The sequence below is a fragment of the Faecalitalea cylindroides genome (genome assembly GCF_028321995.1).
Classification (GTDB): Bacteria; Bacillota_I; Bacilli_A; order Erysipelotrichales; family Erysipelotrichaceae; genus Faecalitalea; species Faecalitalea cylindroides.
On the sequence record NZ_JAQLXG010000001.1, the window covers coordinates 1 to 21006 of the forward strand.

Consider the following 21006-nt stretch of genomic DNA (forward strand, 5'->3'; position numbering starts at 1 on the left):
ATTTAGGGGTTCATACACATATAAAAAGGGACTAATAGTCCAAAGTAGTTCAAAAACTACTCAACTGTTAGACCCTCTTTTTTTGTCATTTCATCAAAATCGAGTGTAATAGAAAATATGAAATGTTATCAATGTGGAAATGAAGACAAACGATATTTTGCCTATGATAAAGGTGTGTACTATTGTCGTAAATGTGTTGCCTTTGGAAGAATGGATGCATATGTAAGAAAGGAGAGCTGTCATTTATCTACACGAGTTATTGAAGTAAGCCCGCAGTTAAAATATGAACTGACGGATAAACAAAAGGCAATCTCACGCAAGATCGTAGGATATCTGAAACAAAAGAAAGATGTATTTGTATATGCGGCAACTGGAGCCGGTAAGACCGAATCAGTTTTTGAATGTATTTGTTTTTACTTATCGCAAGGAAAGAAAGTGGGATTTGCGATTAGTCGAAGACAGGTAGTTCTAGAAATTGCCCAAAGATTACGTCAGGCATTTCCAACGTTACATGTTGTAGAGGTAACACAAGGATATACAACGATTACAGACGGGGATATTATTGTTTGTACCATGCATCAACTATATCGCTATCCAGATGGCTTTGATCTTTTGATCATGGATGAAGTTGATGCGTTTCCTTATGTTGGAAATGATGTGCTGCAGACAATTACTAGAAGAGCCTGTAAGGGTCAAAGAGTTTTGTTGAGCGCTACGCCAGATGAAGAAAGTCTACAAAAGATCAAACAAAAAGAAATGGAGATGGTCACGTTATTTGAAAGGCCTCATAAACATCCTCTGGTGGTACCAAAAGTGTATGAGTGTAATTTATTTTTTCAGGTGCTCATGATCATAGGTTGTTGTTACAGTTGGATAAGGCAGTCAAAACAAGTGTTGGTCTTTGTGCCTAGAAGACAAGATTGCATATGGTTAAATACGATCTTAAAGCTCTTTTTTCGATCTTCTATGATACATTCGCAAACGAAAGAAAAAGATGAGATCTTAGATCAATTTCGACAAAAAGGATTAGATGTACTGGTTTGTACGACGCTTTTAGAAAGAGGTATCACAGTACCAAGCGTGCAGGTAATTGTATGCCAGGCAGATCATGCGGTATTTACCAGTGCAAGCTTGATTCAAATATTTGGTAGAGTAGGAAGAAGTTTTGATGATCCGACAGGAAAGGGAGTGTGCTTATGTTTTCAAAAAAATCAGGCAATCAAAGAATGTGTCGATCAGCTTTGCCAGATGAATGCTTCTGCCTCGACTGTTTAAGACCCCTTGATGAAGAAACCACATTTACTCGTATGTTTTTAAATGATGATGTGTTGTGCAGCAGTTGTCGATCTAAGTGGTTAGAACATAAGAAAATATATAATATTAATGGTATAAACTATCATGTTTTATATGAATATGATGAAAATTTAGAAAGTTTCTTTTTTCGCTATAAGGAACAAAGAGATATTGTCTTAGCTCCATCCTTTTTACATCTTTATAAAGATCAATTTCAAAAAACAATGAAGAAATATATGGTGTGCGGAGTCTGCAGCTCGGATGAAAAATACTTCCAGAGAGGCTTTTTACCTTTGGAAGAAATCTTCAACAGCATAAATATAAAGATATATTTTCCTTTATATAAAGCACTTGACTTTAAACAAAGCAAGCATTCAAAAAAGGAAAGGGCACAGATAGAAAAAATCATTCAAAGAAAAAATATATATCCCATAGCCTTAAAAAATATTCTTTTGGTCGATGATGTTCTTACCACGGGAGCAACATTACATAGGTCTTGTGAATTGTTAAAACCATCTGCAGTTTTTGTGATTGCGGCACATTCTTTATGGATCAAAGAAAATAAGCCCTATGAACAGGTAGAAAAAAAGCATACATTTTGGTAAAATTAGGCCAAAGGGGGATTCTTATGAGTCAAAAGCATTCAAAGAGTCAAGATGAAATATCTCAATTATTAGATTCTTTTGAAGTAGAAGATACTTTGGAAGAAAAGATGGAGAATTTCACACAGGAGAAAGAAAGACAGTCACGTATCGAAAGAGCTAGAAAGAACTCTCAAGATTTTAATAGAAGAAATACCGAAGAAATGGATCTTACACAGATCATTGATCCAATCGATGATTCTGAATTTGAAGATGAAGAATATGAGGAAGATGGTTCACAAACAAAGACCATGATGTGGGATAAAGATCAAATTGATCCGGAAACCACAGATACCAATAAGACCGTTGTCATCAATGATGATGAGATCCAGTCTTTGTTGGAGGAAGATAAAGGTCCTAGATTAAAACGTGAAGTTCATCGAGGGAGTGCCAGAAAATCAAATCAGGATACAAAGAAAATTGCAATTATCGTTGCAGGAGTCATTGCGGTCATTTTAGCGGGAGTAGCTATTTTTGGCGTTATTAATTTGATTGGTGGTTTAGGAAGCGATGACCAGATTTCAGAAGAAGAACAAAAACAAAACTATGAAGAAATTCTGGCGTGGGCTAACGATTATGATTTCTTAACGGATGATGAAAAAGCCGATATCATTGATTTTGAAACAATGTTTAATCGATTGAGCGATGAACAACAAAGTGAAATCAATAAAGTGTTGAAATCAAAAACAAGAAAAACATTTGATGAGCTGTTGGCACAGGCCAAATCAGACGCTAAGGATAAAGCGGACGCTTCTAATAACAATACTGAAGTAGCTCAACAAAAAGCAAAGTTAAAAGAGCAAATCAGTAATTTAAAAGATGATCTGGCTGATGCGAAACAAGCTTTAGATGATGCCAATTCGAAGCTAAATACAGCTAAGAGTAATTTAAGTTCGATTCAATCTAAAGCTTCTTCGGCTAATTCAACTTTACAGACTGCACAATCTCGAAAAGCATCAGCAGATCAGGCTTTGGCAGATTTAGAGGCTGAAAGAGAAGCAATAGAAAGCAAAGATAATTCTGAATTAACAAATGAAGATTATCAAAAACTTCAAGAACTTTATAACAAACGCCCAGGTTTATTAGAAGAACAAAGCGCAGCACAGTCTGCAGTAGAAAGCGCACAGGCAACATATGATGATCTAGTTTCTCAGCAAACGCAGGCAAGTAGTGAAGTAGACAGTGCACAAAGTGCGGTGAATGATGCACAAAGTAAATATGATTCTATTAATTCACAGTTGCAGCAGCTTCAAAAACAATTAGATAATTTAGATGATTAATAAAATCTTTCTGGATAACCGGAAAGATTTTTTCTTATTTGGACGACTCTATGTTATTATCTAAAGACAGATATAAGAGAGGGAAGAACATGGATAGAAAGAAAATTAAAAAACAAGCTAAAATGCTGATGAAAAAGCATTTTGGATTTTTGGTAGCTATATGTCTCGTTTCAGCAATGATAACTTCAGAATTTGGTGGCACGCTTAGCTGGATCTTTTCGCAAAATAATGAAGCAATTAATGAAGAAATGACAGCTTTACCATCAGATTTGAGTACTTCAAAAGTATTACAAGACATTTTCGATGACAATTTAGATGCGGGTGAAAAAATGGCAGATGAAATAAAACAAAAAGAAATATCATCTGTTAAAAATCCTGCATTTGGAAGATCAAGAGGCGTGTTTGCAGCTTTGATAAACTCTATAACGTCAGGGTCTATTTTTTTGTCTATGGTGGCTGCAGTCAATTCAATGGTCGGTTCAGAAAGTTTGGCTGTTTTACTATTGATTCTATTAGGCTTGTTTGTTTTTTTAATGTTTTGGTTTTATGTTCAAAATACATATGCTGTCGTGTTAAGAAGAATGTTTTTGGAATCTAGAACATATCAAAAAATACCATTTGAACGTTTTATGTTTTTAAGCAGGGTAAAACGGTGGACAAGAGCAAGTTTTATTATGTTTGTTCGATATGCATTATATACCTTATGGTCGCTGACAATCGTAGGTGCTTTTGTCAAACATTATTCCTACTTGATGGTACCGTTTATTGTGGCTGAGAATCCAAATATAAAAGCTTTAGAGGCAATCACGCTATCAAGAAAAATGATGAATGGCCATAAATGGGAGTGCTTTAAAATAGATGTTTCAATGTTGGGTTGGACCATTCTTTCTTCTTGTACGCTTGGATTGTCGGCAGCATTCTTTAGCAATCCGTATAAAATGATGATATTTTGTGAAGTATATGTTCATTTAAGAGAAAAAGCTAAAGCAGAAAATCTAGTTTATTCTGAATGTTTAAACGATATGTATTTATATGCTAAAGCTAGTGAAAAAACTTTAAAAGAAGCATATCCAGAAATTAAAAATAAGGATCTGAATGTTAAACCGCTACCGGGAATCAGAGGATTTTTCGCAAATTATTTTGGAATTCTTTTTAAAGAAGGAAAAGCAGAACGAGAATATCAAAAAGAAAGTCACAAAGCTTTGGAATATGCATCAATCAAGGAAGAGGCAGAAGGGAATCAATATCCTACACGCTTATTTACTATTCCTGAAGAAAATAAACGAGTTATTCTTTCTCGACTGGATCCAGCTAGAGATTATACAATTTGGTCGTTGATTTTGATGTTTTTTATTTTTTCCTGCATCGGATGGTTATGGGAAGTTAGTTTACATTTGATAACAGATGGAGTGTTTGTTAATCGTGGAGCTATGCATGGCCCTTGGCTTCCAATATATGGTTCTGGAGGAATTCTTATTTTAACTTTATTGAAGAAGTTTCGAGATAAACCATACCTTTGTTTTATTTTGATTTTTGTGTTATGTGGTTTTTTGGAATACACTACTTCTTATGTCATGGAAATGAATACCGGGTTGAAATGGTGGGATTATAGTGGATATTTCTTGAATCTAGATGGAAGAATATGTGCTGAGGGGCTTTGTGTATTTGGTATAGGCGGTATGGCTTTTATTTATGTTTTGGCTCCAGTATTTGATAATATGATTGCCAAGATAAAACCAATGATGTTACGCGTCATGTGTGTCTTCTTGCTTATGTTGTTTGGTATAGATATGGTGTACTCACATTATGTACCAAATGTAGGAGAAGGAATAACTGATTATGGAGAGGACTAGGTTTAAGATTTTCTTTGGATTGTTATTTTAATGACTGCTATTTTTTGTTAGAATAGTATAGGGTATAAGAAAGCCAGGTGAAAAAATGCGTAACGCTATCATACTAGCGGCGGGCAAAGGAACTCGTATGAAATCAGATGCCAGTAAGGTGATGCATACGATCATTGACCGTCCGATGTTAGGGTATATTATCGATGCATTGAAAGCAGTGCATGTTGACCGTATCGTTGTTGTGGTTGGATATCAGGCACAGACGATCAAGGATGCATATCCAGATGTAGAATTTGCAATGCAGGAAACTCAATTAGGAACAGGACATGCAGTCATGCAATGCCAATGTTTGAAAGATGCTAAAGGAGATACATTGATCATTAATGGAGATGGTCCATGTATCCAACCGGAAACTTTAGAAAGGCTGTTTAAAGAAAATGAAGATGCAGCTGGAACATTATTAACAGCTGTACTTGAAGACGGAGCTCATTATGGACGTATCGTTCGTAATGAAAATAATGATGTTATCTCTATTGTAGAGGCAAAAGATTGTACAGAAGAACAAAAGAATATTCGTGAAATCAATGCAGGTATGTATTGCTTCAAGAATGATGTATTGTTTGAAAACATCAATGAATTAAAAACAAATAATGCTCAGCACGAGTATTATTTGACAGATATAGTCTCCATTCTTTCCTCAAAAGGAATGAAGATCAAAGGACTTCCAATTGAAGATCGAGATGAAGTAATGGGAATCAATGACTGTCTGGAATTAAATAAAGCATATATATGGATGAGAAATAAGATCAACCGTTGCTGGATGGCCAATGGTGTTCAGATTGTTGATCCAGAGCGCACAGTGATTGGTAAAGATGTAAAGATTGGACATGATGTAATCATTCATCCAAATGTAGAAATTTTAGGTAAAACGGTAATTGGAGATCATGTTGAAATTTTAGGTGGTTCTTATTTAAATAATTCTGTTATCAAAGATCATGTAACGATTGATTCCAGCAAGATTCAAGATTCAAGCGTGGATGAATATACCACAATTGGACCAATGTCTCATTTAAGAAATAATACTCATGTAGGGAAACACTGTCGTATAGGTAACTTTGTTGAATTCAAGAACACAAATTTTGGTGATGGCTCAAAATGTGCTCATTTAACATATGTTGGAGATAGTGATGTTGGTAAAAATGTTAATTTTGGTTGTGGCGTTGTCACAGTAAATTATGATGGCAAGAACAAGTTTAGAACAACGATCAAAGATGGGGCTTTCATCGGATCTAATGTAAACTTGATTGCACCGGTTACGATCGGAGAAAATGCTCTGTTAGCAGCCGGCAGTACGATAACGGATGATGTTGAAGATGGCGATATGGGAATCGCAAGAAATCGTCAATCCAACAAAGAAGGTTATGGTACACAATATAAAAACAAGTAGAGGGAAGGACAAAACATGAACAACACAATTGTATTCGCATTATCATCAAGCGTAGGACTCGCAAAAGAAATTTGTAAGGAATTGAATTTACCATTGGGAAAGTGTGAAGTAAAACATTTTGCCGATGGTGAAATCTTAGTTGAATTAGGAGAATCTGTACGAGGAAAGCATGTATATTTTGTGCAGAGTACAAACAAACCAGTAAATGAAAACTTAATGGAATTGTTAATTGGTATCGATGCATGTAAACGTGCCAGTGCTGCAACCGTTAACTGTATTATTCCTTATTATGGATATGCTCGCCAGGACCGTAAGGCAAAACCTCGTCAGCCTATTACGTCTAAATTGGTCGCAAATTTATTGGAAAGCGCAGGAGCAAATCGCGTTGTAACAATGGATCTTCACGCAACACAGATTCAGGGATATTTTGATATTCCTACCGATGATATTACTTCTTTAGGATTGATTGCAGATTACTTTAAACATAAAGAAGGCCTAGATGTAAAAGATATCGTTGTTGTATCTCCAGATCATGGAGGAACAGTACGTGCTCGTAACTTGGCAGAAAGCTTAAATGTACCAGTTGCGATCATTGATAAGCGTCGTCCTAAACCAAATGTAGCGGTTGCGATGAATTTGCTTGGAGATGTAAATGGGAAAGTAGCAGTTATTATTGATGATATGGTTGATACAGCAGGTACTTTGGTATCTGGTATTGATATGTTAAAGGCTAAAGGAGCTACAGCAGTATACGCTTGTTGTACTCATGGTATTCTTTCAGGTCCTGCAATTGAACGTTTGAAAAATGCCGGACTTGCTGGATTTATTTGTACGAATACGATTGATCAGACAGAAAAACAAAAGGAATACCCAGAAATGGTTGTTCTTTCAGTAGCACCATTGATTGCAGCTGTAATTAGTGCGGTAGAACATAATTCCTCTATGTCTGATGCGTTATCACATGCTTTTGAATAAGATCATATGAAAACACTATTTATTGGATATCCAAAATGCACGACGTGCAAGAAAGCATATGCCGCGCTTTGTGATCTAGGAATCGAAGCAGAATATAGAAATATCAAAGAAGAAAATCCAACAAAAGAAGAAATTCAAGGCTGGATCGATAAAGGTATTTCTATCGATAAGTTATTCAATACCAGCGGTATGCTTTATCGTGAATTAAATGTAAAAGAAAAACGCAAGACTTACACCCAGGAGCAGTTAATTGATTTGCTGGCTTCAGATGGGATGTTAGTCAAGCGTCCGATCGTCATTCAAGAGGATAAGATCATCATTGGTAATAAGCCAAATGATTATGCTTCTTTGAATAAAGATTGAAAATTATTAGAAATCTGTGCGCAGAGAGTTTCGACATCGATCTCTTTTAGCTCGCAGATTTTTTTTGTCGTGAACTCAACATACTTTGGTTCATTTGTTTTACCACGATAAGGAACCGGTGTTAAATAAGGGGAGTCGGTTTCAGTTAAGATTCTGTCTAGAGGACAAAGCGTTGCGCATTCGACACCTTGACGATTGTTTTTAAAAGTGATTGGGCCTGCAAAAGATATATAAGCGCCCATTTTTAAACATTCATTCATAGTTTCCTTGCTTCCGGAAAAACAATGGAAGATGACCTTGGTCTTTGCGTGTTCTCTTAAGATATCCAGGCAGTCTTTAGTTGCTTCTCGCATATGGATGGATATAGGAAGATTGGCGTGATTGGCCATTTGAATTTGTTTGATAAAAAGCTCTTTTTGTTCATTGATAAATGATTTATCCCAATAATAATCCAAACCTATTTCACCTAGACAATCTATCTGATTTGAATCAATTGCCTTTTGTAAGATCTGTATATGTTTTTCAGTAATGTCTTTGGCATCTTGAGGGAACCATCCAAAGGCGATTTTAAAATGAGAGTGTGTTTCTTTAAGTGCTAATGCTCTTTTGAATTCTGTTTCGTTTGTACACATGATCATGCAGTTGGAAACTTCGTGCATGTTTTTTAAAACTTCATCGATTCTTTCATATAATCGATCTTCTGTGATATGACAATGACTATCTGTATACATATAAAACCTCCTAGTCTAAAAAATATATAAACATAATTTTTTTATCTTTTCAATCTATGATAAAATATCGAAGACAAAGAAAGGAAATTAAAATGAAATTATATACAAAAATCGCCAGTGCTCTAGTATTGAGCTTAGCTTTAGTGGGCTGCTCAAGTACACAGAGCGAACCACAAACAGAAGATACAACCGATGAAACAACACAAATTCCTGAACTAGATTCTTTGATACAGTTCCAAGATTCATATCCAGATGATATGCAGGTCGCAATCATGAATACAGATCAGGGAGAAATTGATTTTGTATTATTCGCAGATCAGGCTCCAAAGGCTGTTGAAAATTTTGTGACACATGCCAAAGAGGGATATTATAATGGTGTGACATTTCATCGCGTGATTGATGATTTTATGATCCAGACTGGTGATCCAACAGGGACTGGTTCCGGTGGTGAAAGTATTTGGGGAGAACCTTTTGAAGATGAATTCAGTTATGAATTATATAATTTTAGAGGAGCTGTCTCAATGGCAAATTCCGGTGAAGATACCAATGGCAGTCAGTTCTTTATCGTTCAAGCCAGTACAATGGATCAGGAATTGAATGGATGGCCAACTTTGGCAGAAGAAAAATATCATGAAGTAGGCGGAACACCATGGCTGGATCAAGTTCATACAGTGTTTGGTCAAGTGATTTCCGGTATGGATGTTGTAGATGCAATTGCTGATTTAGAAGATACAGATATCACCGCTGTGATCAATACAATTGAAATCACAACTTATAAAGAGTATAAAGAAACACATTAAAAAGGCATGTCTCAATTAAAAGACATGCTTTTTGTCTATGAACCTTTCTTTAAAGATCGTAGGATAATCTTTGGACCAAAGATATACATGATTGCGATCAAGATCACAAAGACGATGGAAACAAAAATTGTATAATAAATTAAACAACTAAATATATCAAATAAGAAGAATGGAACACAAAGGATGACCACGATGGCCCAGCTTGCTAGAAACTCGAATACAACATTTAAGTTGTTCTTGATAGCACTTGTTTCATCTTCCCAGTTGATTTTTGGATGAATTCCATCAATCAAAAGTGCTAAAAAATTAACGACTAAACTTGCCAATAAAGCTCCAATCACAAAGGCAGCATCATAATAGATTGGATAAGGTAACAACATGTGCACTGGTATCAATAATAAGATACATGATAAGAGTGAAAAGAAGATGCCTAAGGATACTTTAGCAGCCAGTTGTTTAGAAAAATCTAAAGGTATGTACAACATAAATGGAATGTTTTTTCCTTCATGTGAAAATGATGTAGCACTTATTCCATTTAAAGAGCCGAAAAAGAATCCAACGATCATACCGCCTAAATATAAATATAGAGGTAGGTTAATCAGCTTTGCGATATCTATTTGGGCTAAGGCGGCTTTGGCCTCTTCTATATCAGGTAATGCCATAAATACAACAACCATGATAATCGGAGCTACTAAGCCGGATAATACGCAGTTTGAAAAGTAGGCAGGCGTACGAACTAGTTTATAGAAGTCGGTTTTAAAATAACTGAAAAAAGGATTCGCTTGATGATTGACTTTTAATTTAGCTTTTTTCTTGGAAGGAGATCCTTTTACACTGGTTGCAGAAATCAGATATAAGTATTTTGAGCATAGGTAGAACAATCCGCCTGTAATGATAACTATAATGATATGAATAAACAAATCTATAATAGATAAGTTAACAATTGCTTTTGAGGCAAAAGGAACATTAAAGAAAATCTGGGTCAATAAAGATAAAGTTTCTGGATTGTTTTGAAGCATTGAGATCAAGGCGGCAGGATCTTCGACAGATGTTCCACTGATAAGTCCTGAAGCAGCACCAATCCCAACGGCAATAACGATAGATATTACACCTGTGATTAGATTAAAACGATCTTTGTTCTGGAAAAAAGGTATAAAACGAAGCACAATGATCCAGAATATTCCAACCATAAATGCAGGAGCTAAAGAAATTAAAGGTAATTGTAATATAAACATAAATATCTGTGAAATCTTTGCTCCGGCCATGATGTATGCTGCTAACATAGGAGCAGTAACTAATAAGCTGGTTAAAAATAATGAGATATAAACGATGATAAATTTGGAAAATATGATCATCGTTGGAGAAACAGGTAGTACTAAAAGATGAGTAAGGTCATTGGAAAAATAAAATACAGATGGAAACATGAACAATGCAATCCACAAAACTAAAAATCCAATAACACTAAAACCAAGTTGTAATATCAAAAGATCTAAATTTAAAGTGGAAAATGCAGAATGAAACAGCATGTAAAACATTCCTAGAGAAGGAAGAAGGCATAGAAAAACCACAAAACCTACGATTAATGATTGCTTTCCTTTTTTAGAATGTAGATCAAGCTTATAATTTGATTTGAATAATAGCTTGCTTAAAGTAATAAAATCATGCATGTCTTGTAACCTCTAAGAAAACATCTTCCAAACTTTCTTTTTCAGGATACTGAGCCTTTAAAGCTTCCAATGTACCATCATAGCGAATCTTTCCGTGATCAATAATGATGATTTTGTCGCATAATTTTTCTGCAACTTCTAAGACATGTGTTGAAAAAATAACAGTATTTCCCTGGCGGGCGTGTTCTTTCATTTTTTCTTTTAACAAGTATGAACTGGCAGGATCTAGACCAGTCATTGGTTCATCTAGGATCCAAATATTAGGATCTGTGACCAAAGTTGCGATCAAGATAGCTTTTTGTCGCATACCATGTGAATAACTTGACATACGATCATTTAAAGCATCTTGAATTTCAAATTGTTCGGCTAAAGCTTTTATGCGAGCATTTCTTGTTGCTGTATCGATATGGTAAAGATCGGCCATAAAGTTAATATATTCAAGGCCGGATAAACGCAAAAATAAATCTGGACTGTCAGGAACCAAACCGAATTCCCTTTTAGCTTCAATTGGATCCTTAGTTATATCTTTTCCATTTAGTTTTATTGATCCTGTATCAGGTTGTAAAACTCCTGTCATCATGTGGATAGAAGTCGTTTTGCCAGCCCCATTTGGACCTATGAAGCCGGTTATACATCCAGTAGGAATTGTGACAGTGATGTCATCAACTGCTTTTTTAGTTCCAAATGTTTTTGATACGTGATTGATTTCAATCATAAAAAAAACCTCCCTGTCTGTAAAACAACAGACACTTTTGAAGAAATCATATCATATTTATATGAAAATAAATATGATATGATTTCATTTTAGCTCGGGGGGGGGGTATAGTAGTCAAGACTATTCGATAAAATGATTCCACATAGGTTCTTGAATAAGTTCAAAGGCCTGGTTTGCGTTACGAACATCTTCTTTGGTCCACTTGGAAAATAGTTTGTAGTTGTTCAATCGGGCTAAGATTGTTCCTTGATTACGAGGAATATCAAATGGGAATAATTTTTCGATTCTTTCATCCATTGAAACAACAAAGGAAATGGCATCGTTTCGAATTGCCAAATATCGTAATAAATCTAAGATTGCGTTGGAATCTAGATAAACCAGGACATCAATTTTAACATGATTGTTTAAAACTTTATAGATCGCAAAACCATGGGGCTTTTCACCATGCATCATGAGGGCTACTTTTTTCTTGCAGTCAATTGCATAGTGTATTTGGTCTTCAAAGTCTTTTTTTGAAAGAATGATGCTTCCATCAAAGTGGGACATGAATTCAAGATACAATGGATAGAGATCGATATTAGGATGGTAAAAACGAATGTTTTTATCATTTCCCTGATTGCATTTATCGGCAGGGATCCAATAGTATTTTGTTTTTGATATACAAGAAAAACTTCGGTTTTCAAAAAGTTTAGGAAAATTTGTATATACCATTGTTAAGAGTTCATTATGACTGGATTGTTCCAAAAAAGCCTCTAACAACTGTCCAAACTGATCGCGTTGACGATAATCGGGAAGTGTAGCTGCAAGGGATATGGTTGCAACGGCAATCTTCTGGTGTTTGAAAGATAGGATTCTTCGTTTGGTCTGAAGACAAGAAGTCAAACGACCATCCTGCCAATAACAGAACATAGTTTCGGGTTTGAATTCATGTTCCATCCATGCCCGAATCTGCGCATCATTCATATTTAACATTGATTTTTTTAACAGCTCTTGAATTTCATTATGGTAGCCGATTGCGTTTTGACAAATCATTGCGCATCTCCATTATCTTCATGTTCAGTGTATTCGACATCAATTGCATCGTGTTTTGGTGGATTTGTATAGGTGTAGTCCGATTGATTGTGAATGTCTTCATAATATGTATTATCTTCATAATCATCATAATGTTTGCGTCCTTGAAAAAAACTTCTTAATACACCTAAAACCAAGAAGAAAAGTAAGATTGGTGCCAAAAAAGGCAGAATATATCCAATCAAGATAAAAATTATCAATATGACAATAAAATAAAAGAATAGATTCATGTTGATCACCTCTTAAAGTATAACATAGGAATATCTTGGCTAAATGACTTTTTCCATAGATTGTTTGTTGATCCATTTAGGTTCAATCACTCCACCCGAGATTTCTTTTAAATCTTTGGAAATATCTTCTGTACTTAAATAATGATAAATCACATTTTCGGCATAATCTTTTAAACTAATGTGGATACCATGTGTGGCAAAATAGTGATCTAATTTACCTATAAGTGAATAATTGAATTCAATTTCGTATTCATCAAACATTGTTTCTTCAACTAGTACGCTTTTATCCAATGCTTCGCTGACACTGGAAGAGTAGGCTCTAACTAATCCGCCAGTACCTAATTTGATGCCACCAAAATAGCGAACTACTACAACAAGGATATCTTGCATCTCTTTTTGCATCAAAACATTTAACATAGGATGACCAGCAGTTTGACTTGGTTCACCATCATCGTTAGAGCGCATGATAGAACCGATGATCATTGCGGTACAGTGGTGTGTGGCATTAGGATGCATTTTTTTGATTTGACGAATATATTCTTTTGCCTCTTCTTCATCGCTTGTACGATGAAGATAGGTTATGAATTTGCTTTTTTTAATTTCTATAGTGTTTTCAATATCAAATTGTATCTTTGGCATAGCTAAATCCTAGCTAATTTTTTTGGTTTCGTCAATCAATGTAATATTTCTTTGCCTTTTTAATTAATCTTTCGTATAGTTGAGATATGAATATATTAAATTGGATAACAAATCTTGATCTAGCGATCAACCATTGGATCCAGGAAAACTTAAGAAATGATTTTCTGACAAGATTTTTTACATTTATTACTTCTTTATCAAATTATGGATGGTTTTGGATATTGCTTATCATCGTTTTATTGATCAATAAGAAAACAAGAAAGGTCGGTATCATAGCGTTCGTATCATTTTGCGCATGTGCGTTAGTTGTTAATGTGTTTATGAAACCTCTTTTTATGCGAACCAGACCCTATGATTTAGTGGATTTTTTGATTTATATAGGACATAAACCTTGGGATTATTCTTTTCCATCGGGTCATACGTCAGCTGCATTTTCGGTTGCTTTGATCTGTTTTTGGCAGTTGGATAAAAAATACAGCTGGATCTTTGTGTTGATTGCGGCTTTGATTGGGTTTTCAAGACTATATTTAGGCGTTCATTATCCAAGTGATGTTTTAGGCGGCTTTTTAATTGCCTTGATCATAAGTTATATCGTAAACAAGAAGGGAAGTGAATATTATGGCCGTAATAGGAATTGATTTAGGAACAACGAACAGTCTTTGTGTAACGTATAGAAATAATAAAGTGGAACTAATTCCTAATGCCTTTAATGAATATTTGACACCAAGTGCTGTATGGATCAAAGATGATGAAGTAATCGTAGGGAAAATTGCTAGACAGAGACTTGTCAGTGATCCTGCACATACAGCCAGTCTTTTTAAACGTGCGATGGGTACTAATAAGCTTTATGAATTAGATAATAAAAAATTTACTCCATCACAACTTTCAAGCTTTGTGGTAAAACAATTGATATATGATGCTGAAGTATATTTAAATGAGAAAGTGGAAGAAGTTATAGTCAGTGTTCCAGCGTATTTCAATGCGCGCCAAAGAAAGGCGACAAAAGAAATTGGAAGTATTTTAGGAATCAAATTGGATCGTTTGATCAATGAACCAAGTGCTGCCGCTATAGCCTGTCATGATATGCCGGACTATGAAACCTTTGTTGTATATGATTTTGGTGGTGGAACTTTGGATGTATCGGTTGTTGATTGTTTTGAAAATGTCGTCAGCATCACTTCAATTTGTGGCAATAATCATCTAGGGGGCAGTGATTTTGATCGTGCAATCGCATATTATTTCTGTGCCAAAAATAATCTTGTTTTTGAAAAATTGAATGATTCTATCAAGGCAAGCTTGATGATGGCAGCTGAGCGTTGCAAGATTTATTTATCAGATCATGATCAAGCCATAATGAAATTATCAATAAAAGATAAAATGTATGAATATACTTTTACTAAGGAAAAACTAAAAGAAATATGTTTGCCGATTCTAGAAAATGCCAAGATCGTGATCGCAAAAGCAGTAAAGGACAGTGGCTTTACAGCGGATGAACTAGATAGCTTGATCTTGGTTGGCGGTTCTTCTAAAATGCCACTGGTGCAGGAGTATTTATCTGATTTGTTGAGCATTCCTATTGAACAGACACGTGACTTTGATCAGCTTGTCGCAATGGGGTTAGGCAAATATATAGGAATCAAACAACGCAGCGAGAGCATCAAAGATATGGTCGTGACCGATATTTGTCCATTCTCGTTATCTACGGCAGTGATCAATGATGTTGAGCCTGACAAACTGTTATCGAAAGTAATCATTGAAAGAAACAGTGTGCTTCCTTGTAGTAAAACGGTCATGCTGCAGACAGCTAGGCTTGGTCAAAAGAAGCTGGACGTTGAAGTGTTTCAGGGAGAATCCATGTATGCCAAGGATAATTTGCAGTTAGGAAAAACAAGCATTGATATTCCAATAAATCATCAGGTACATGAACAGTTTGCTCTAACGTATACTTATGATATCAATTCGATGTTGTATGTGGAGATCCATATCTTGTCCACAAATGAAATATATATTTTTCAAGTTGGGCAGAGCAGTGATTTTGAGAAGGTAACTTCAACCAAACAGTTAGATTCAATCAAGAATGTATCTTTACAGCTGAATAAAAATTCAGAATACGAAATGGTCTTAGAAAAAGCTAAACGTATATATATGGAAATGGATGCCCAAGGTCAGGACTGGCTTCGTGATATGGTTTTGCGCTTTATCAAATTGTATGAAAGAAATACGAATAATATCAAAAAGAAGGCTTTATTGATAGAAGAAATGGATCATTTGCTGGATCGTTATGATCTAAATCGTATTTATGAAAACATGGACATTTTTAAGAATGAAGAAGATGAAAATGAAGGTATGTTATCATGACGATTTGGACAATTTTAGGAATTGAACCAACACAAAACAAGAAAGAAATCAAAAAAGCCTATGCGAAAATGGCAAAAGTATATCATCCAGAAACCCACCCAGAACAGTTCGAACAATTACAGGAAGCGTATCAAAAAGCTTTGGAATACGCTAAAGGCAATCCGGTTCATCAAGAAGAACCCGTAAAGGTTGAACCTGAAACCAAGCCGGAAACACATTTAGAGTTTGATGTAGATCCAATTGAATCAAATGTTCCTCCAATTCCAAGAAGCAAGGAATTATTTCAGGAAACCAAAGAAACAAACAAGACTGATAATAATCAATATGTCGTGGAAAACATCGTTTCAAGCCTGCCAAAAAAGATCGATGCAACAACGTTGAAAGATTTATTTGAAAATTCACTGGTACAAACATATAAAAGCGATCCGATATTTTGTGGAAAATTAGAGAAGGCCTTGATCAAAAAAACATTCATTGGAACTTATGAAGAGTTTCAAGTTATGTTGAAACTGCTGGATGAGCATGGATTTATTCAGGCTAAAAAGAAAGTGCAGAAGTTTCAAAATGCATATCTTGTATCTTCAAAACAATCAAAAGTTTATCGAGCAATCTTTATTATTGTAGTTATTGCGGTATCTGGTGCTTTAACACTTTTTATGCAAAATATTGAAGGGGATAGTGAGCCAGATGATACAAAACAAGTAGAGCCATTGGATATCGACACAGATAAAACCATGAATCAGTTGAATGAACCATTCTTAAATGGATTTACGATCAAAGATGGATCACTGATTGATGAAAATGATAATGTGGTTATTGAGAATATTGATGATGTGATCTATACAATGTCTAATTATATAATTATTCATAATGATCAAGGATATCTATCTTATGATACTAAAACAAAGACCAGTGTAAATCTAGAATACAATGATGTTGTATTGGTTCAAAGAAAAGAAGAGACAACAACGTATTATTTAGGGCTGAATCAAGATGGAACATGGTATTTAAGTGATCTGCAGGGTAATGTTCTTGAACAACTTGCAGAAGATCCTTCTTTGTCAAATGACCTTGAAGTGATAGAATACTAGAAAACAGGAGGAAAAAGCATGAGAGATACAGCAATGTTTTCTATTATAGATAAGGAAGCAAAAAGACAAAAACAAAATGTAGAGCTGATTGCCAGTGAAAATTTTGTTTCAAAAGAAGTAAGAGAAGCACAGGGAAGTGTTTTGACCAACAAATACGCAGAAGGGTATCCAGGCAAAAGATATTATGGTGGATGTGTTTATGTGGATCAGGCTGAAGATTTGACACGCCAGCGTGCTAAAGAACTATTTAAGGCAGAGCATGCCAATGTACAGCCTCATTCAGGTTCACAGGCTAATATGGCTGTTTATAATACCTTGTTGCAACCAGGGGATGTTGTGCTGGGGATGGATCTGGCTGCCGGTGGGCATTTAACACATGGACATCCTTTGAACTTTTCAGGAACGCTTTATAAGTTTGTCGCATATAATGTAGATCCTGAAACAGAATTGATCGATTATGACGCGCTTGAAGAATTGGCAATTAAAACACAACCTAAGTTAATCGTGGCTGGGGCAAGTGCTTATCCTAGAATCATCGATTTTAAAAGGTTTAGTGAGATTGCCAAGAAAGTGAATGCTTATTTAATGGTGGATATGGCGCATATTGCAGGTTTGGTGGCAACAGGTCTTCATCCAAGCCCAATTCCATATGCTGATTTTGTGACAACAACGACCCATAAGACTCTTCGAGGTCCGCGTGGAGGTATGGTCTTCTGCAAAGAAGAGTTTGCCAAAAAATTGGATTCAAAAGTATTTCCGGGAATGCAGGGAGGTCCTTTAGAACATGTGATCGCAGCTAAAGGTGTCTGTTTATATGAGGCAAGCCAACCTGAATTCAAATCATATATGGAACAGACTCTAAAAAATGTGCAGGTGATGTGCAAAGGATTTAAAGAAGCTGGTTTCCGTCTAGTTTCAGGTGGCAGTGATAATCACTTGTTACTGGTGGATGTATTAGGCAGTATTGGCATGACAGGAAAAGAAGCGGAAAGATTGTTAGATCTTGCTGGAATCACCTGCAACAAAAACACGATTCCATATGATACACAAAAACCATTTGTCACATCTGGAATTCGTTTAGGTGCGGCGGCTATGACTACAAGAGGATTTAAAGAAAAAGAATTTGAAAAAGTGACAGATCTTATGATACAAGTCTTAAAATCAAAAGATGAAGAGTTTGCTAAAAAGATAAGAGAAGAAGTATTAAAACTTACTCAGGATCATCCAGCGGAGGCAACATTTTGATCAAGATCATTGCCATTGGCAAGAACAAGGATAAAGCCCTGAAATTACAGGAAGCTGAATATTTAAAAAGATTGTCAGCTTTTTGTAAATGTGAAGTGATCGAAGTAAAAGACGAATCCAATGAACATGCTGAGCGCGAAAAAGAGATGCAGATCATAAAAGATAAAGAAGCTTCCAGAGTGCTGGAAAAAATTAAGGTCAATGATTTTGTTGTTTTATTAGATTTACATGGTGAAATGTTCACAAGTGAAAGCTTTGCACAAAAACTGGATTCTTTGATGAGCACGCAGTCAAACATCGTGTTTGTAATTGCGGGATCTTTAGGTCCTTCGACAAGTCTGGTACAAAGAGCTAATCTAAGATGGAAGCTATCGGATCTAACATTTACGCATCTAATGACTCGTGTTTTGATCTTGGAACAGATTTATCGAGCTTTTATGATCAATAATAATCGTAACTATCATAAATAACAGGCATTGCCTGTTTTTTAATATAAAAAAACTTCACAGTACTATGAAATAATGTTCTTGTGAAAAAGCGTTTGCGGCTATATAATATTTTCACTACAGTATTTAAAAACAACTAAGGGGAAAATATGAAGTTAGCTATTGTGTGTGATCATTTTGTATTTTTGAAAAAACTGTTACGAGTTATTGAGAAAGAGTATTCGATTGCCGATATAGATGTATATGAAGATTTAAATGGATATCAAAATTGTGGTCGTTATCATGATGCTTTATTGGCCGATATTGATACGATAGGTTTAAAAGGTCTAAAATGTATAAATTCACATCCACAGCCTTTTACGTATATCATTTATCTGGCAATGAACCGTAATTATATGGAAGATGCTTATGGTGTGAATGTTCTTGGATATGTATTAAAGAATCAAATTGAAGACAAGATCTATATAAAGTTACAAAAAATAAGGAATTTAATGCAGATACATAAGATTTATGAGTTAAAGAGCGAGCGTCAGTTGGTGCGAGTTCCTGAATATAAGATGATGTATTGTTATTTGGAGGATGGATTTATGTATCTTGAATTAGATCATGAAAACAGAATTCGACTTTCTTATCGTACTTTGATTGAACTTAAAAATATTCTATCTTCTCGATTTTGGCGTATCAATCGTAACTGTATCGTAAATAAAGATAAGATCATTGCGATCGATCATGCTAGACATGAAATAAAACTGATAAATGGTCATAGTTTTCATGTTTCGAGAAGAGAATGGGTTCAGTTTAAAAAATCAAATCATACAACTCTTGGCGAGCATTGATGGATGCTCGTTTTAATATTGATAAAATATACGAAGATAAGTGTTAAACTTTGATAAAATTGCTTGTGAAAAACTAGTCAATAAAAATGTGTAGTGTTATAATAAATGTGCGTAAAAAAACAATAGGAGGAATTTAAATGGCTAAAAGAACTGTAAAAGACCTTGATGTTGCCGGTAAAAAGGTCATTGTACGTTGCGATTTTAACGTACCTAGAAAAGACGGAGTAATTACAGATGACAACCGTATTGTTATGGCGTTGCCAACAATTAAATACTTGGTTGAAAATAAGGCGAAAGTTGTTCTTATGTCTCACCTTGGAAAAGTAAAGACAGAAGAAGACAAAGCTAAAAACAACTTGGAATGTGTAGCTGTACGTTTACAGGAATTACTTCCTGAAACAAAAGTTTCTTTCTGCCCTGTTACACGTGGACCAGAATTGGAAGAAGCAGTTAACGCATTAAATGAAGGTGAAATCGTTTTAATGCAGAATACACGTTATGAAAAAGGTGAAAGCAAAAACGATCCTGAATTAGGTGCTTACTGGGCTAGCCTTGGTGAAGTATTCGTAGAAGATGCATTTGGTTCAGTACACCGTGCTCATGCTTCTACAGTTGGTATCCCAACAAATATCAAAGAAAACGGTCTTGGTTTCTTGGTAGAAAAAGAAGTAACAATGTTAGGAAAAGCTGTTGATGAACCAGCTCATCCATTTGTTGCGATCATTGGTGGTTCAAAAGTTTCCAGCAAGATCGATGTTATCGATAACTTGTTGAAGAAAGCTGATAAAGTTATCATTGGTGGTGGAATGGCTTATACATTCATGAAAGCTAAAGGCGGATCAATCGGTACATCATTGGTAGAAGATGACAAATTAGATCTTGCAAAAGAATACTTAGAAAAAGCTGGCGATAAATTAGTATTGCCTGTAGACAATGTTTGCGCAGATGCATTCAGCGAAGAAGCTAACACTCAGGTTTGCAAATCTGGTGAAATCCCTGAAGGATGGATGGGTCTAGATATCGGTCCTGCTTCTGTTGAATTGTTCAAAGAAACATTAGCTGGTGCTAAAACAGTTGTATGGAATGGCCCAATGGGTGTATTCGAAATGAAGAAATTCGCAAAAGGTACTGAATTGGTTTGCCAGGCTATTTCAGAACTTCCTGATGCAATCACTGTAATCGGTGGTGGTGATTCAGCTGCTGCTGCTAAACAATTAGGATATGCTGATAAGTTCTCTCACGTATCAACTGGTGGAGGAGCTTCATTAGAATATATGGAAGGTAAGACATTACCTGGTATCGCAATCATCAGCGAGAAATAAGGAGATAACGAA

21 protein-coding genes are annotated in these 21006 nt (G+C 35.3%); 15 read left to right on the plus strand and 6 right to left on the minus strand.

Features of this window, described 5'->3' with window-relative positions:
* The first annotated feature begins 117 nt into the window (after positions 1-117).
* The 7 genes from PND65_RS00005 (at position 118) to PND65_RS00035 (ending at position 7843) form a co-directional block, all read left to right on the plus strand.
* A complete protein-coding gene (locus tag PND65_RS00005) occupies positions 118-1275 on the plus strand; it encodes a helicase-related protein (RefSeq protein ID WP_271990102.1) in 1158 nt (385 codons plus the stop codon).
* Positions 1197-1898, plus strand: a complete 702-nt coding sequence (locus tag PND65_RS00010) for a phosphoribosyltransferase family protein (RefSeq protein ID WP_143395310.1) — start codon at positions 1197-1199, stop codon at positions 1896-1898. Before PND65_RS00005 ends, PND65_RS00010 begins: the two co-directional genes overlap by 79 nt.
* 23 nt (positions 1899-1921) lie before the next feature.
* Positions 1922-3214, plus strand: a complete 1293-nt coding sequence (locus PND65_RS00015) for a hypothetical protein (RefSeq protein WP_271990100.1) — start codon at positions 1922-1924, stop codon at positions 3212-3214.
* An 89-nt stretch (positions 3215-3303) separates the two neighbouring features.
* Entirely contained in the window at positions 3304-5067 is a 1764-nt protein-coding gene (locus PND65_RS00020) for a DUF975 family protein (RefSeq protein ID WP_271990098.1), read from the plus strand.
* An 85-nt stretch (positions 5068-5152) separates the two neighbouring features.
* Positions 5153-6505, plus strand: coding sequence for a bifunctional UDP-N-acetylglucosamine diphosphorylase/glucosamine-1-phosphate N-acetyltransferase GlmU (gene glmU, locus PND65_RS00025; protein WP_271990096.1), 1353 nt, complete (start codon positions 5153-5155; stop codon positions 6503-6505).
* A 15-nt stretch (positions 6506-6520) separates the two neighbouring features.
* Positions 6521-7480, plus strand: a complete 960-nt coding sequence (locus tag PND65_RS00030) for a ribose-phosphate diphosphokinase (RefSeq protein ID WP_271990093.1) — start codon at positions 6521-6523, stop codon at positions 7478-7480.
* 6 nt (positions 7481-7486) lie between these two features.
* A complete protein-coding gene (locus PND65_RS00035; protein WP_087158544.1) occupies positions 7487-7843 on the plus strand; it encodes a Spx/MgsR family RNA polymerase-binding regulatory protein in 357 nt (118 codons plus the stop codon).
* Here PND65_RS00035 and PND65_RS00040 read toward each other — a convergent pair.
* Complete coding sequence (locus PND65_RS00040; protein WP_271990091.1) at positions 7819-8574, minus strand: TatD family hydrolase; 756 nt, start codon at positions 8572-8574, stop codon at positions 7819-7821. The two genes, PND65_RS00035 and PND65_RS00040, sit on opposite strands and share 25 nt — an antisense overlap.
* A 92-nt stretch (positions 8575-8666) precedes the next feature.
* Here PND65_RS00040 and PND65_RS00045 point away from each other — a divergent pair, with 92 nt between their 5' ends.
* Positions 8667-9374: a peptidylprolyl isomerase gene (locus PND65_RS00045; protein ID WP_087319357.1), complete on the plus strand. Its 708-nt coding sequence runs from the start codon at positions 8667-8669 to the stop codon at positions 9372-9374.
* A 35-nt stretch (positions 9375-9409) separates the two neighbouring features.
* On the opposite strand, the gene PND65_RS00050 is transcribed toward PND65_RS00045, so the two are convergent.
* The 5 genes from PND65_RS00050 to PND65_RS00070 form a co-directional block, all read right to left on the minus strand.
* The gene (locus PND65_RS00050) at positions 9410-11041 is read right to left on the minus strand and encodes a hypothetical protein (protein ID WP_271990089.1); all 1632 of its coding nucleotides are present in this window, start codon (positions 11039-11041) and stop codon (positions 9410-9412) included.
* The gene (locus PND65_RS00055; RefSeq protein ID WP_015535618.1) at positions 11034-11756 is read right to left on the minus strand and encodes an ABC transporter ATP-binding protein; all 723 of its coding nucleotides are present in this window, start codon (positions 11754-11756) and stop codon (positions 11034-11036) included. Before PND65_RS00055 ends, PND65_RS00050 begins: the two co-directional genes overlap by 8 nt.
* Before the next feature lie 120 nt (positions 11757-11876).
* Positions 11877-12788 carry a GNAT family N-acetyltransferase gene (locus PND65_RS00060; RefSeq protein WP_015535617.1) on the minus strand — a complete coding sequence of 304 codons (912 nt, stop codon included), beginning with the start codon at positions 12786-12788 and terminating at the stop codon, positions 11877-11879.
* Complete coding sequence (locus tag PND65_RS00065; RefSeq protein ID WP_015535616.1) at positions 12785-13057, minus strand: hypothetical protein; 273 nt, start codon at positions 13055-13057, stop codon at positions 12785-12787. The genes PND65_RS00060 and PND65_RS00065 overlap by 4 nt, the downstream gene beginning before the upstream one ends.
* Before the next feature lie 39 nt (positions 13058-13096).
* Positions 13097-13696 carry a YigZ family protein gene (locus PND65_RS00070; RefSeq protein WP_022355646.1) on the minus strand — a complete coding sequence of 200 codons (600 nt, stop codon included), beginning with the start codon at positions 13694-13696 and terminating at the stop codon, positions 13097-13099.
* Positions 13697-13782: 86 nt separating this feature from the next.
* On the opposite strand from PND65_RS00070, the gene PND65_RS00075 reads away from it, so the two are divergent.
* From PND65_RS00075 to PND65_RS00105, 7 genes are all read left to right on the plus strand, one after another.
* On the plus strand, positions 13783-14334 hold the full coding sequence (locus tag PND65_RS00075; RefSeq protein ID WP_022355645.1) for a phosphatase PAP2 family protein: 552 nt from the start codon (positions 13783-13785) through the stop codon (positions 14332-14334).
* Positions 14315-16054 carry an Hsp70 family protein gene (locus PND65_RS00080; RefSeq protein ID WP_035403355.1) on the plus strand — a complete coding sequence of 580 codons (1740 nt, stop codon included), beginning with the start codon at positions 14315-14317 and terminating at the stop codon, positions 16052-16054. The genes PND65_RS00075 and PND65_RS00080 overlap by 20 nt, the downstream gene beginning before the upstream one ends.
* Positions 16051-17145 (plus strand): DnaJ domain-containing protein, encoded by a 1095-nt coding sequence (locus PND65_RS00085; RefSeq protein ID WP_271990086.1) that lies wholly within the window; start codon positions 16051-16053, stop codon positions 17143-17145. The genes PND65_RS00080 and PND65_RS00085 overlap by 4 nt, the downstream gene beginning before the upstream one ends.
* Before the next feature lie 18 nt (positions 17146-17163).
* Positions 17164-18390: a serine hydroxymethyltransferase gene (locus PND65_RS00090; RefSeq protein ID WP_022355642.1), complete on the plus strand. Its 1227-nt coding sequence runs from the start codon at positions 17164-17166 to the stop codon at positions 18388-18390.
* The gene (locus PND65_RS00095; protein ID WP_022355641.1) at positions 18387-18860 is read left to right on the plus strand and encodes a 23S rRNA (pseudouridine(1915)-N(3))-methyltransferase RlmH; all 474 of its coding nucleotides are present in this window, start codon (positions 18387-18389) and stop codon (positions 18858-18860) included. Before PND65_RS00090 ends, PND65_RS00095 begins: the two co-directional genes overlap by 4 nt.
* 125 nt (positions 18861-18985) lie before the next feature.
* Positions 18986-19672, plus strand: a complete 687-nt coding sequence (locus PND65_RS00100) for a LytR/AlgR family response regulator transcription factor (RefSeq protein WP_195190990.1) — start codon at positions 18986-18988, stop codon at positions 19670-19672.
* A 137-nt stretch (positions 19673-19809) separates the two neighbouring features.
* Entirely contained in the window at positions 19810-20994 is a 1185-nt protein-coding gene (locus PND65_RS00105; protein WP_015535608.1) for a phosphoglycerate kinase, read from the plus strand.
* The last annotated feature ends 12 nt before the right edge of the window (positions 20995-21006 follow it).